10 protein-coding genes are annotated in these 14,934 nt (G+C 34.7%); 4 read left to right on the plus strand and 6 right to left on the minus strand.

The window, feature by feature from the left end; all coding sequences use genetic code 11:
- Positions 1 to 4: 4 nt before the first annotated feature.
- From P178_RS22545 to P178_RS0103610, 5 genes are all read right to left on the minus strand, one after another.
- The gene (locus P178_RS22545) at positions 5 to 4,441 is read right to left on the minus strand and encodes a Calx-beta domain-containing protein (RefSeq protein ID WP_197026774.1); all 4,437 of its coding nucleotides are present in this window, start codon (positions 4,439 to 4,441) and stop codon (positions 5 to 7) included.
- A gap of 157 nt (positions 4,442 to 4,598) precedes the next feature.
- Positions 4,599 to 5,486, minus strand: coding sequence for an ACP S-malonyltransferase (gene fabD / locus P178_RS0103595; RefSeq protein ID WP_027064931.1), 888 nt, complete (start codon positions 5,484 to 5,486; stop codon positions 4,599 to 4,601).
- 70 nt (positions 5,487 to 5,556) lie between these two features.
- The gene (locus P178_RS0103600) at positions 5,557 to 6,072 is read right to left on the minus strand and encodes a gamma carbonic anhydrase family protein (protein WP_027064932.1); all 516 of its coding nucleotides are present in this window, start codon (positions 6,070 to 6,072) and stop codon (positions 5,557 to 5,559) included.
- A 9-nt stretch (positions 6,073 to 6,081) separates the two neighbouring features.
- Positions 6,082 to 6,813, minus strand: a complete 732-nt coding sequence (locus P178_RS0103605; RefSeq protein ID WP_027064933.1) for a LytR/AlgR family response regulator transcription factor — start codon at positions 6,811 to 6,813, stop codon at positions 6,082 to 6,084.
- Complete coding sequence (locus P178_RS0103610; RefSeq protein WP_027064934.1) at positions 6,810 to 9,014, minus strand: histidine kinase; 2,205 nt, start codon at positions 9,012 to 9,014, stop codon at positions 6,810 to 6,812. Before P178_RS0103610 ends, P178_RS0103605 begins: the two co-directional genes overlap by 4 nt.
- Positions 9,015 to 9,216: 202 nt before the next feature.
- Here P178_RS0103610 and P178_RS0103615 point away from each other — a divergent pair, with 202 nt between their 5' ends.
- Positions 9,217 to 10,392: a vWA domain-containing protein gene (locus tag P178_RS0103615; RefSeq protein ID WP_027064935.1), complete on the plus strand. Its 1,176-nt coding sequence runs from the start codon at positions 9,217 to 9,219 to the stop codon at positions 10,390 to 10,392.
- 41 nt (positions 10,393 to 10,433) lie between these two features.
- Here P178_RS0103615 and P178_RS0103620 read toward each other — a convergent pair whose 3' ends face one another.
- Positions 10,434 to 11,456: a type IX secretion system membrane protein PorP/SprF gene (locus tag P178_RS0103620; RefSeq protein WP_027064936.1), complete on the minus strand. Its 1,023-nt coding sequence runs from the start codon at positions 11,454 to 11,456 to the stop codon at positions 10,434 to 10,436.
- Positions 11,457 to 11,579: 123 nt separating this feature from the next.
- On the opposite strand from P178_RS0103620, the gene P178_RS0103625 reads away from it, so the two are divergent.
- The 3 genes from P178_RS0103625 (at position 11,580) to P178_RS0103635 (ending at position 14,882) form a co-directional block, all read left to right on the plus strand.
- Complete coding sequence (locus P178_RS0103625; protein WP_027064937.1) at positions 11,580 to 12,491, plus strand: NifU family protein; 912 nt, start codon at positions 11,580 to 11,582, stop codon at positions 12,489 to 12,491.
- 71 nt (positions 12,492 to 12,562) lie between these two features.
- Positions 12,563 to 12,763 carry a dodecin family protein gene (locus P178_RS0103630; protein WP_027064938.1) on the plus strand — a complete coding sequence of 67 codons (201 nt, stop codon included), beginning with the start codon at positions 12,563 to 12,565 and terminating at the stop codon, positions 12,761 to 12,763.
- A 67-nt stretch (positions 12,764 to 12,830) separates the two neighbouring features.
- Positions 12,831 to 14,882, plus strand: a complete 2,052-nt coding sequence (locus P178_RS0103635; protein ID WP_027064939.1) for a thioredoxin domain-containing protein — start codon at positions 12,831 to 12,833, stop codon at positions 14,880 to 14,882.
- Positions 14,883 to 14,934 lie beyond the last annotated feature (52 nt).

Here is a 14,934-nt window from a genome sequence, read left to right on the forward strand (position 1 = left end):
TATTTTATCTAATAAGCTGTATCCACCCTTTGTCAAGAATTGCGGGCTGATTATTAACACTATAATTCATAATATAAAAATAAGTTCCCTTAGGCACTTCTTTTCCTTTATAAGTTCCGTCCCAAACATCGCTATCGTTTACTTTTTCGGTTTCATAAACAAGATTACCGTAGCGATCGTATATTTTTATCTTATACTGCAAGTTAACTTCTACTTGCACGCCTGTTTCTGAATCTGTTAACGTTCGATTAATGCGAAGTACCTCATTTTGATTATTTCCATTCGGTGAGAATTGATTGAAAAGGAATCCAGGATCAGCAATACTCTTTGGAATTACCTCAACTTCAACAGTTGCCTCATTGTTAAGTGCATTACTATCTCTTGGGGTTGACCTTACAATATTTGCTGTATTGGTATAAGTACCTACCCCAGGTACTCTAGCCCTAATTCTCAAAGTTGCAGTCTCATCCTTGCTTAAAGTAGGAATGTTCCATTCTCCTGTAGCTTCATCATAAGTTCCATTAAAATCAGATTCGGCTGAGACGAATTCAAATCCGTTTTCAATAAGTATCAAATCATTCACAACAATATCCGTAACCACATCCGATTCAGAAATATTGGTTACTCTAATTACAAACTCAACTTCATCTCCAATCAACACTTTATCTGGTCTAGCTTCTTTTTCTATTCTAAGATCAACGCCTTCTGGCGCCTCCGTATTTAGTGACACAGTAGCTTCGTCATTTGCAGGGTTATTATCAGAAGGAATAGACTCCAGCAAAGTAGCAGTGTTTGTATACGGTCCTTGTTCGGCTACAATTACAGTAATTGATAGTTCTAAAGACAGACCTGGATTAAGTTCGGCTATATTCCAATTTCCAGAAATCTCATCGTAATCTGCAGAATCTGCAGAAACAAAATCAAAACCTAGTTCTAAAAGATCACCTACTACAATTGCTCTTGCCGTTCTATCTGACAAGTTGGTAACCAAAATTTTAAATATTATTGTATCACCAACTAATGCATCTACATTGTCAACCGATTTCAATACTTCCAAATCTATTGGATCATCACAATTTGGAGTTGCCACAGGATCACAAGGATCATCTGGATCAGATCCATTTGTTTGTTCGTCCAAATCTGAAATGCCATCACCATCAGTATCACAACTACCGTTAAAGCGGTTAGGAATACATGGATTATTATTCGCAGGGTCTTGTTGGTCATTTACACCATCATTATCAGCATCTGCAGTATTAGAATCTAAAGCATCAATGATTCCGTCACCATCTTCATCTAACGGATTATCAATATCATCACCAACTTCTAAACCATCTTCAATACCATCACCATCTGTATCTGGGTCATTAGAATCAGTTCCCAGAACCACTTCTTGACCTCCTAAAAGTCCGTCGTTATCATCATCAGTCTCACAATCACTTACATTAATAGTAACATCAACTGTAGGGTTCAAACAAGGTGCTGTAGAATTTGTGGTTGTAAATCTGAAAATATAGGCACCAGAAGTAAGTCCTTCAAAATCTACAACATTGGTAGAACTTAAATCCACACTAGTCTCAGGACCAGATACAAATACCCAAACCCCAGGATCAGCCCCGTTGAGTCTAGTATCTAAATCAATAGACGTAAGCCCGTTTACCGCAACATTACAGATAGAACCATTCTGTGCAGTTCCAGTGGAAGCTTGAGAGCCTATTCTAGCAATTACAGGTTGTCGATCAGTAGTACATTCATTTTCCGTTGCCTCCACGTAATAAGTAGCAGTTGCATTTAAGGAAGGAGTTGTATAAGTTTCGCCAGTGGCTATTGGTGTAACTGCTTCAATTGAATCGTACCAATTAACAGAAGCACCATCGCTTGGTTCTACACTTAACAATAACGTACCTGGTCCACAACGCTCATTATCATTAATGGTAACCAATTGTGGAAGTACGTTACGCACAATTTGAACCTCAATAGTACCACTTGCACAATCATTAGCTGCATCGTAGAAAAAGCCATAATAAGAGGCTGGCAAACTTACATCTTGGGCTTCCGCTACAGTTAAATGTGAATTAGTATTCAATGGATTAGAAACTCTACTCCAAGTTAAAACCGTTCCTGCAGGAGCCGCACTACTCGTAAAATCAAATAAGTTGGCTGAAAAATCATCACCCGCAGCTTCTACACAATAAATATTTGAAACTGACGCATCTAAAATTGGCGCCGCAACACAGTTGTCATCATCTTGGATAGTACCTGTTGCCGTTCCGCCACTTACACGTTGTACATTATTTGTAGGCAAGCCTAATTGAATGGTAAATGTTTCTGTATTTTCTAAAATAGCATCGTTAATAACAGGCACAGTTATAGTTCTTGTTTCATTGGCTGTACCAGTAAAAGTTAACGAACCATTTGTTCCTGTATAATCAGTACCATTTATTGCAGTATCATTGATAAAAGAATATGTAACTATTGTACCACCAACAACTGCCAAATCAAGAACTACATCAAATTCCATTTCACCATCCGGATCATCTTCATTTAATGAAGCGTTAGAGATTGTTAACGTCGCTTGATCATTATCATTAATTTGAACTGTAGCGGTACGTGTACTTGCGGCACCCAAGACATAACCAGTACCAGCGGAAAGTGTTAGAATTACGGTTTCAGTTCCTTCTTGAATTTGATCGTCGGTAGGGGTAATAACGATCTTAGTCTCTATCTGTCCATTTGGAATGCTAACAGCAGATGTAAAACTAGATGTATAATCCGTATTATTTAAAGCTGATCCTCCCAAAGAAAAGCCTACTATTATTGGACTTCCCGTAACATTAGTTTCACTTAAACTTATAGTAAATTCCCCAGTTGAAACTGCCCCAGTACTCTCTGCAGCGGTAGCATCTGATGCAGTCACTTGCGCAACATATTCCACATCTTCACTAATAATGGTGACCGTTGCACTATTTGGAGTACCAACTGTATAATTTGTACCAGTACCAAGAGTTAAAATAACCGTTTCGTTATTTTCAACAACATCATCGTTAATAGGTGTCACCGTAATTACGGCAGAACTCTGACCATTTGGAATAGAAACCGAAGTACCTAAAACATTAAAATCTGAGCCCGAAGTTGCTGAACCTGTTCTATTGTAATTTACAGCTATTGGTGCCCCTGTATTGTTTGTAATAAAAGGCCCAGACGGATTACTAGAAGACCGTAAACCAACAGTAAAGACACCATTGCTCAATGGATTCTCATTTGCTGTAGCCGTGGTAGATTGTATTGAAGCTACATATGTGTCATCATCTTCGATAAAACCGGTTGCAGTATCCGAATCATCTACAAGTGGGTCACTTGATTCTAATGTAACTGTAAATGTTTCAACACCTTCAATTAAATTATCATCTTCCGTATCAACATCAACATTTCTACCCTGTCCAGCAGCACCACTAAAGCTTAAAACCTGTTGATCACTTTCATAATCCACATCGCCACCAGTTGCACTAGCATCTACAAAATTAACCAATACTGTAAATGCATTAGGAACTTCAACATTATTAACTACCCTAAAACGCAACTTATCCCCTTCCGTTTCAGTTACATCTTCAATCGTTATATTACCAACGTCATCATTTTCAATTGTACCGATAGCAGTATCATCAGAATCGACATTAGTATGAGCTGCATCAAGATTAACAATGAAAGTTTCGTCATTTTCAACGTTAGAATCATTCAATGTAGGAACGTTAAACTGCTTAGTCGTCTCACCAGGTGAAAAAGATATTGTCTGGGTTTCGTTATTATAATCTTCAGGTACAACTAAACTAGGGTCACCACCAATTGCAGATATGTCTTGAAAAATTACATCGACAGTATATGGATTTTGTACTTGCTTATCTGAATCAATAGTGAATATTAAACCTTGACCTTCAGTTTCAGTTACATCTGCAATACTTAATGTTGCAATATCGTTATCGGTAATTACTAATATTGCAGATCTATTATTAATATTTATAAATACATCTGCCGAAATTATATCCAACTTTATAATTTCATCGCCCTCAACTAGAACATCATCAAAAACATCAACATATATAATAAAACTTGACTCATTTGCTGGTATAACAACTGTACTGCTAATAGCAGATCTATCCCCATTTGCAGCAGAAGTTCCAGCAATAGCAGTCGACACAGTTTGATCAACCAGAACTTCAATTTCAGTATCAACGTTTCGTGTAGTTGATAGACTAACCCTAAAAGAACCTTGATTACCTCCCAATTCGCCTGCATCAGAATCTAAAACATTTAGGCTTACAAACTGAGCAGAAACGCTTTGAGAAAAAACTCCTAAACAAAGAAATCCAAAAACGAATAGAAATTTCTTGAAAGCACTATTAGAAATAGTATTAAACAAACTATTATATTCTCTTATTTTCATAGCATTCTTTATCATTCCCAACAATAAGGCTGGAGGATGTTCTAAATCCACAACCAAAAACGGGGGCCTCAATATTACAAAAAAATCAAGGTAAACCGCTCAGAAACAGTTGAAAAAAGGATTTATGGGTTAAATGGTACTATTAAGGAAACAACGCCTAGTCCGTAAGCTCTGGGGATTGTGTTGTAACTGATGGTTCAATTTTTCTTACCAAACCTTGTAATACTTTACCAGGCCCAATTTCCGTAAAAATTGTAGCACCATCTTTTACCATTTGCTGAACACTTTGGGTCCATTTAACTGGAGCTGTTAATTGCAGCATTAAATTCTTTTTAATCTCATCTGCACTAATTACCGCAGTGGTAGGTACATTTTGATAAATAGGGCAGCTAGGCGTAGAAAATGTTGTATTTGCTATGGCCGCAGCTAATTTTTCTCTTGCAGGCTCCATTAAAGGAGAGTGAAAAGCGCCACCTACAGGCAACATTAATGCACGTCTTGCTCCCGCTTCTTTTAATTTTTCACAAGCTTGTTCTACTGAAGCTACCTCTCCAGAGATCACTAATTGACCAGGACAATTATAATTTGCAGCAACCACAACTCCTTCTGTTTCTGCACATATTTTTTCAACTATGTCATCTTCTAATCCTAAAACAGCAGCCATTGTAGATGGTTTAAGCTCACAGGCTTTCTGCATAGCCAATGCTCGTTGTGAAACAAGCTTTAGTCCGTCTTCAAAACTTAAAGTATTATTTGCTACCAGTGCAGAAAATTCTCCTAAAGAGTGACCTGCAACCATATCTGGCTTAAATGAATCTCCCATTACTTTACTCAAAATAACAGAATGTAGGAATATAGCAGGTTGGGTTACTTTAGTTTCTTTTAAACCTTCAGCGGTACCATTGAACATTACCTCGGTAATATTAAATCCTAAAATATCATTTGCCTTTAAAAATAACTCCTTAGCAATAGGGTATTTCTCATATAAATCTAACCCCATTCCAATAAATTGAGCACCTTGCCCAGGAAAAACATACGCGTTCATAACTTTTAGTTTTGGTGGATCAAAAGTACGTATTTTAGCTAGATTGCCATAAATAATTGACTATTTGAATTTATTCTGAATCTTTAAACCAGCCAGAATACATGGTATATGCTTCGGCAATTCTGTTGATTTCTCCAGAACTTAACTCAGGACTAATATCTTTTATTTTCTTAGCGGGCATACCGGCAAATATACTTCCAGATGGCACATGTGTTCCTTTTGTCAATACTGCGCCAGCTGCAATAATGCTGTTACTTTCTACAATACAATCATCCATTATAATACTACCCATACCAACCAGCACATTATCATGAATAGTACATCCGTGCACAAGCGCATTATGTCCAATAGAAACATTATTCCCTATCGTTGTTGGTGATTTTAAGTACGTACAGTGAATTACGGCTCCATCTTGCACGTTAACTTTATCGCCCATTTTAATATAATGAACATCTCCACGTAATACAGCATTAAACCACACACTGCATTGTTTTCCCATGCTTACTTCACCAACAATTGTAGCATTTTCAGCAATAAAACAATCTTCCCCAATAATGGGCTCTTTACCTCTAACAGCTTTTATCATTTATAGATATTAATTAAAATATGATAGGAAATCTTTCTTTTTTGATGCAGAAACCATTACTTCTTTTCCGTTGGACATTACAACGCTCCCTCCTTTTCCTTTTCTGTATTTTACAACTTCATTTACATTTACCAGAAAAGATTTGTGTACCCGTGCAAAAGGGTATTCGGTTAAAGCATCTTCAAAATACTTTAACGTTTTACTCACCAAAATCTTCTTATTCAACAAATAGATTTCAGTATAGTTATCATCTGCCTTACAATATAGAATTTCACTTATATTCAATATTTGAAATCCGTCTTGCTGTGGTAATGTCAGCTTACCTTCTACTCCGTTTGCTTTCGTACTAAGCACCTCACCTTCTAAACTAGCTTCTTTTTCACGTACCCCTTCTACATAGTCCACTGCATTTATTAGCTCATCTATATTTATTGGCTTTGTTAAGTAATAAGCCGCATGGTTATTTAGAGCATCTTTAGCGTAGTGATCATATGCTGTTACAAATACAGTTTCAAAAGTTCTATCTGGTAATTGATCAAGTAAATCAAAAGCATTTCCAAAAGGCATTTCAACATCAAGAAACACAAGGTCCAATTCATTATTCTCTATAAGCGCCAAAGCTTCTTTAATAGATGCCGCCTCACCTAATAAAGTAACATTAGGGCAATATTTAGATATATAATTCCTTAAGATCTCTCTACTATTAGCTTCATCTTCTACTAAAATTGCTCTTAAACTCATTTTACTCTTTTTAATATGAAAAGCACTTTTGTGCCGACACCATCAGCTTGCAAATCTGAAATTTTAATATCTACTTTATCTGTATACATATCATTTAAAATAGCAACACGTTTTTTAATAATACCCATTCCTTTAGATTTCTGCTTCCTTTGGTTTTGAGTTTTTATTTCTGCCGATTTCTTCCTCCCTATTCCATTATCTGTAATACTAATAATTATAGAATCTACACTGTTCTCTTTTACCGTCACCAACAATTCTCCCTTTTCATCTCTATACCTTAGTCCATGCCAAATAGCATTTTCAATATAAGGTTGCAATAGCATTGGTGGTATTTGAAATTTAGAAACCTGTACATTTTCATCAACATCTATTCGATAATCGAATTTATCTTCAAATCTTGAATGTTCTAGTTTTATATATAGTTCTAACTGTTGCAATTCTTTTTCTAACGGAATAAAATCTTCTTCTGAATTCTCTAGCACCGAACGCATTAAGGTTGAAAAATCACTTAAGTATCTATTAGCACTTCGTTCATCGCTTTTAGAAATAAAATTATTTACAGAATTTAGAGCATTGAAAATAAAATGCGGATTCATTTGTGACCTCAACGATTTTAGCGCCAATAAGTTATTAGCCAATTTCTGTTGTTGATTACTACGATAAAAGAAAAATGCCGCCAATAAAGTAAGTAACAGTCCAAATATTAAAGAGTAAATGACCAACTGCTGTCTTTTGTTGCTTTCTTGCACTAATTCTTGCTCAGTTAAAGCTAAGTCGTACTTACTCTGCGATAGTTCTCTCTCCTGCTCTAAACCTGTAAGTCTATTCTGTGCATTTGCAATTTCCCTATTAAAACGAGTTGCCCTAGAAATCTCCTGTTCTTTACGTACATATAGGGAATCTACTAATGCTACATAGTTCTGATACGTATCTAGTGCTTTAGTAAAATCTCCTTTTACCTTATATACTTCAGATAATTTTCTTGTAGCATCTTTTTGTACTACTAAATCATCATCTGAACCTGCTTCAACAATACTTTTTTCTAAAAAAGGAATGGCTTCGTTATACTTATCTTGAGAGATATATGCGTTTGCGATTTTATAATTTATACGTTGTGATGTTATGGTATCCCCAAGCTCTAATTTTTTTACGCCCGCATTAGGTGACTTCAATTTCTTCAGCTCTTCAAGACTACTTTTACGCATCGTAATCTCTTCATTGAACCTACTTTTTGTATTATAAAAATCCGCAACTTTTTCTTTTTCCTGTAATGCTCGTTTAGGTGCTGATTGAGTAGCTAGGTCAAGTGAGTTATCATAATAGGCTTCTGCTTCCATTGGTTGATTACCTAAAGAATATGTATCCGCAATTTTCGAATTAAGATCAATCATTTTTGGAGTCAACTGATTCTTATCTGCAATTAACAATCCTCTATTGTACAATTCTATAGCGACAAAATCTTTGCCTTCCCCTTTATTGGCATCTCCCAATAATTCATAAAGTACTGCACTTTGGTGTGGTGGCATAGATTTGATTTCCAATAACGGATTCAATAAGTCTATAGTCTCACTATACCTTGAGGTTAGATTATACGCCTTTGCCAATAGTAAAGAAGTAGCAATGGTCTTGTTATTTTCTAAAGCATCCTCATAATTATCAATCGCTAAATCTAGCTGCTTATGGTATTGGTATATCTCCCCTAATTTAGAGAGAGAACGTGCCAGTTCTTTTTTCCTTCCTCTTTTACCTAAAATAGATATGGACTGAGCTACTAAATCAATACTTCTTTCAATATCATCTGCTTTATATTCTTCTGCTGAATCAAGCAATTGTTGATGTTTAATAGATATATCTGGCAATGATTTAGACCTGCTACTTATAGAAGATGATTCAAAGTCTTCAACTAGAATTAAAACATCATCATTTTTCTCTACATCATACCTTAACGTCTCAATGTCATCATGTTCTATAATAAGTTGATCTCCAATTCTAGTTTTAATTTCAAATTCCCCAAGCCCGTTGGTTATTACGAAATTCCCCATATCATTAGATATAGATACACCAGATATAGGTCTCCCGCTATTTCTAACCTCTACTCTGCCCTTTAAATTAAACTTTAGGGCATCATTTTGCGATTGGGATTTTACGGTTAACGTACCCAGAAGCAAAAAAAACAATATGTAGTTTAAATAAGTTTTCATCAGTTATGATTACTGTAAACTTAGCTGATTATAATGGCACAAAAAAATACAGAATAACCGAAAATTGCACTTTTAATTGAGAATTTCATTGCTTCACAAACTCTCCGTATTACTTTACTAAGTGAAAAGACCTCTTCACTCATTTTAGTTATTTCTAGAAATTCGTTGCATTTAGTTTAGCATTGAATTTAAAAAGAAAAGTATGAAAACTATTAAACAACTTGGATCATTAGGCTTAGCGATGCTAACCTTATCTACAATATCTGCATGCAATATAAGTGATAAAAAAAAGCCTATTGAACTAATTGCACACGCTACGGAAACAACAGTACCGATTAAGGAAAATATTGTTCAAATAGCGCTGTTGTTAGACACTAGTAATAGTATGGACGGGCTACTTAACCAAGCAAAAACTCAACTATGGGATATTGTAAACGAATTTAGTTTAGCCAAGTGTGGAAATGATACAAGACCAAAATTACAAATTGCGTTATACCAATATGGTAATGACAATCTTTCTGCCGGTGAGGGTTTTATTCAGCAAGTGTTAGGTTTCAGCAGTGATTTAGATGAGATTTCCGAAAAATTATTCTCTTTGACAACCAATGGTGGTGAAGAATATTGTGGAAAGGTTCTACAGACTTCTCTACATCAATTACCGTGGAACAAAGATCCAGACTTACTTCGAATGATTTTTATTGCCGGTAATGAACCTTTTGACCAAGGCAGATACAATTATAGAACAGCGCTAGCAAATGCCAATGAAAAAGATGTGGTTGTTAATACTATTTTCTGCGGAAATTATGAATTAGGAATTAGTTCAGATTGGAAAAATGGCGCAGCACTAACAGGTGGTGAGTATATGGCTATTGATCATAACAAAGAGGTTGTGCATATTACCACACCCTATGACGATATTATTATAAAACTAAATTCAAAATTGAATAAAACCTACATATCATATGGATCTATGGGTAAAGCGAAATATATGGCTCAAGCAACACAAGATGAGAATGCATTAGAAATGCAAGAGGCTGTTGCAGTTAAAAGAGCGGTAAGTAAAAGTTCTAGGCTTTACAATAACAAAAAATGGGATTTAGTTGATGCCTATGAAGATGAAGAATTCGAAATAAGTTCTATACAAAATGATGAACTGCCAGCAGAGTTACAAGGCAAAAGTGAAAAGGAAATAAAGACCTTTGTAGATACAAAGAAAAGCGAAAGAGAGCATATCCAAAAAGAGATACGAGAATACAATACAAAGAGATTAGCCTATATTTCTGAAAACCAAACCAATGATAAATCTGGCGAATTAGAAAATGCTATGATTAAAGCGATAAAAAAGCAAGCTGCTTCTAAAAATTATAGTTGGGAATAATAATCAATGAACAAGGTCTGTTCAATTTCGAACAGACCTTATTAATTTGCCGCTGGGCAATAACAATCATATTTACGTTCTTTTTGTCCAAAATCATACCCAAGGGTAATTTGATGAAAACCTCCATTATCAAAACGAATATCTCCCATCTGATAAGAGTAATTATAAGACACCATAAAATTATTAATATTAGCACCTACAATAGGTGTTACTAATTGCAAACGTTGTTCTCCAAAAGATGCATTGTCTTGAAATTGGGCTCCATCAAAACTTCTTCTGTAAGATAATCCACCCCAAATACGACCAAAATCAACATCTTTATACACTTTCGCATTGATGTCCAAACTTTTCTCTTTAGTAAATTCTGTTAATTGAAAAAGTACAGAAGGCTCAAATTGCCATTCACTCCTTCCAAAAACATAACCTGCGGAAACCAAAAATCTTCTAATATTATCAATAACCAACTCATCTGGATTATCCTGTCTATCTCTATAATACAAGTTTCTCTTACTACCTGTTAACGCATTAGTAACAGCAAAATGAGTATAAAACTCTTGATAGTTATATGAAACACCAATATCAACATTAGTATAAGATGAACTTAATTTAATACCGGAAACTGCAGGGTCAGGTGTTACGGACCTAAATTCAGTTTCATCCAAACTACTTTGTAGTATTGTTCCACTTAAACCAAATGACAGCTGATTCAATTGTCTAATATCATCGCCTCCCATTCTTAAATGATGAGCATAAGTAAGCTTTAATCCGGTTTGTGAATGGTAACCATTTGCATCATTAAAAAGAATTGCACCAATACCACTTGGAGAATCACCTAATCTAAAATGAGCATTAATAGTTTGCAAACTTGGGGCATCATCAACATCAAACCATTGCTTTCTAGCCGTAGCCCTAACTTTTCCTCCTTCGCCAATACCGGCCATAGATGGAAAAACTAAATAGTAGTTATCTGACAAATAATCAAAATAAACAGGAATACCCTCTTGCGCATTAGATTTTAAACCAATCATAAGCACTGTAAACAATAGAAGTATATGGTATTTCATCTTGGGACTTTAAAACTAAGGTTTAGTTTCACTAATATAAAGTGTATAACGAGTTAACCTCAACATTATTATGTAGGTGCAAACTAAGATTTCCTTTGTATTTTTACATAAAATTTTTGAGAAATGAAAGAGTATTCAATTACGGTCGTTAAGACCAATAACCCCAATATATTAAAGTTCGAAACTAATCATCTATTAGTTCAACGTAAGAATTACGAATTCAAGAATATTGATGAAGCCCATAACTCTCCTTTAGCACAGCAATTATTCTATTTGCCATTTATTAAAACAGTATACATTTCTGGTGATTTTATTGGTTTAGAACGTTACGATATCGTTCAATGGGAAGATGTAAAAGACGAGGTTGCACAACAATTGGTAGAATATCTAAATTCTGGAGAAACCATTGTTATTGAACAAGATATGGACAAACCAATTCCAGTAACAGTATATGCCGAGGTTACACCTAACCCTTCTACAATGAAATTTGTTGCCAGCAAAAAAATTGTTGGATCTGCGTTCGAGTTTAAGAATATTGATGAAGCAAGAGATTCTAAATTAGCTATGGAATTGTTTCAGTTTCCATTTGTAAAGCAAGTGTTTATAGATGAAAATTATGTTTCAGTATCTAAATATGAAGTAGCAGAGTGGGATGATATTAATATTGAAATACGTGAAGTAATCAGAAACTTCATTGCTGCCGGTAAAGAGATTGTTGCGGATAACGCAAAATCTATTGGTGCCGAAGCACAAGTATCTGAAACCGTTACCGCAGAAAGTACTGTTGAGCTTGACGAAACATCACAAGAAATTGTTGATATATTAGAAGAATATGTAAAACCAGCGGTTGCAAGTGATGGGGGTAACATTATGTTTCAATCATATGATGCCGAAAGCAAAACTGTAAATGTAATTTTACAAGGTGCATGTAGCGGTTGTCCATCTTCCACTTTTACCTTAAAGAATGGTATTGAAACCATGCTTAAAAATATGATGGGAGACAAAGTAAATGAGGTTGTTGCTATTAACGGCTAATTAAAAATTGAAATGAATTAAACATTGCCTTCAATTTTTGTAACTTGTAGTAAATCTAAAAATCATTAATTATGGCAGTTTTAAAAGTAATCGAAATATTAGCAAATTCTGATAATGGATGGGAAGACGCAGCTAAAAAAGCAGTTTCAGAAGCATCTAAATCAGTAAAAAATATTAAATCGGTTTACATCAACGAGCAAAGTGCTACCGTTGAAGATGGAAAAATCAAAAATTACAGAGTAAATGTTAAAATCACTTTTGAAGTGAAATAACAATTATTCACAAATATTAAAAGCGCCTTTGGGCGCTTTTTTTTGTCCTAATACTAATAACTATTCTATGTCAACCCCACATAAACATACCAACAGTTTAATTAAAGAAAGTAGTCCGTATTTATTACAACATGCTCACAACCCAGTTAATTGGGAAGCTTGGAACACAGAAGTACTTCAACAAGCCAAAGAGGAGCAAAAGCTAATATTAATTAGTATAGGATATGCTGCCTGCCATTGGTGCCATGTTATGGAACACGAATGTTTTGAAGATGAGGAAGTTGCAGAGACTATGAATTCTCATTTCATAAATATTAAGGTAGATAGAGAAGAGAGACCAGATATTGACCATATCTACATGGACGCTTTGCAAATGATGACTGGTAGTGGAGGATGGCCATTAAATATATTAGCTCTACCTGACGGTAGGCCTTTTTGGGGTGCCACATTTGTAAAAAAACAAGAATGGATACAGGTATTAAATCAACTTCAGCAGCTTTATATAGAAGACCCAAACAAAATTATTGGCTACGCCGAGAATATGGCCAATGGGCTTAAAGAAATAAACGCAATTACTTTTGATGATAGTCATGATTTAATCATAACATCGGAAATAGATGAATTGGTGAAAGACTGGTCTAACTATTTTGATACTTTTTTAGGAGGCTACAAGCGAGCTCCTAAGTTTATGATGCCAACAAACCTTAATTTCTTATTACACTATTCGCATTCAAAACAAGATGAAGGTGTTGCAGAATATGTGAATACAACTTTAAAACGAATGGCATGGGGAGGTATATTTGATCATGTCGGTGGGGGTTTTTCAAGGTATTCCGTAGATACAAAGTGGCATGTTCCCCACTTTGAAAAAATGTTATATGACAACGGATTGCTTATAAGTCTGTATTCCAAAGCATTTGCCGATACTAAAAATGAACTTTATAAAGGTGTTGTAGAAAAAAGTATTGATTTCTTAAAAGAGGAACTTTTAGATAAAAGTAACGGGTTCTATTCTTCTTTAGATGCAGACAGTCTTAACGAGCATAATAAATTAGTAGAAGGGGCTTTTTATGTTTGGAAAGAAAATGAACTTAAAGAATTATTAAAAGAAGATTACCCTGTCTTTAGTGAATACTTCAGCATAAATTCTTATGGGTATTGGGAAGAAGAAAACTATGTTCTTATTAGAGATTCCGAAGCTTTAGACATTGCAATGAACCACTCTATTACTAAAATAGAATTACAGCAAACTATAGCTAATTGTCTAAGTTTATTGAAGACTGAAAGAGAGAAAAGAAATAAACCTAGATTAGATGATAAGATTTTAACCTCTTGGAACGGATTAGCATTAAAAGGACTTACAGATGCCTACAAATATTTAGAAAATGAAACTTATTTAGAATTAGCATTAAAAAACGCACACTTCATTATCAAAAATATGATGACCGAAGATGGTGGTCTTTACAGAAACTTCAAAAATGGAAAAAGTACTATAAACGGGTTCTTAGAAGATTACTCCTCTACTATTGATTCTTTTTTAGGGCTCTATGAAATATCTTTCGATGAACAATGGCTTGAGCAGAGTTTACATTTGACTAAGTATGCTATTGATAATTTTTCTGATGATACAACGGGACTCTTCTATTTCACGTCAAATAAGGAAGACGATCTTATTAGAAGAACTTTAGAGGTAGCCGATAATGTAATTCCTTCTTCCAATTCAATGATGGCTCACAATCTTCATAAACTTTCTAAATATTTCCCTGAAGATAATCTTGATATTAGGTTGGACAAAATGATGAAAACAATGAAACCTTCAGTCATTGAAAATCCTCAAAATCATGCAAATTGGCTTCACCTTGCGTTACTTATGGATCAAAAATTCTTTGAAGTGGTCTCTATCGGTGAAAATTATGAACCCATATGCAAAACCCTTATGAAGAACTATCTTCCAAACGTTATATTTGCTGCTTCAAATGCTAAAACCAGCAACTTACCTCTTTTAATGAATAGGTATGTAATGAACAAGACACTAATTTACGTTTGTAATCACGGTAGCTGTCAAATGCCCGTGGAAGAACCAAGCAAAGTATTAAACCTTGTTGAAACAGTGATTTAATCATTGTTTAATATCCTATTATTATCAAGTAAGTAGTTAGAGGTTAAGCCGA

It is taken from the genome of Maribacter sp. Hel_I_7 (assembly GCF_000688315.1).
GTDB classification, from domain to species: Bacteria; Bacteroidota; Bacteroidia; order Flavobacteriales; family Flavobacteriaceae; genus Maribacter; species Maribacter stanieri.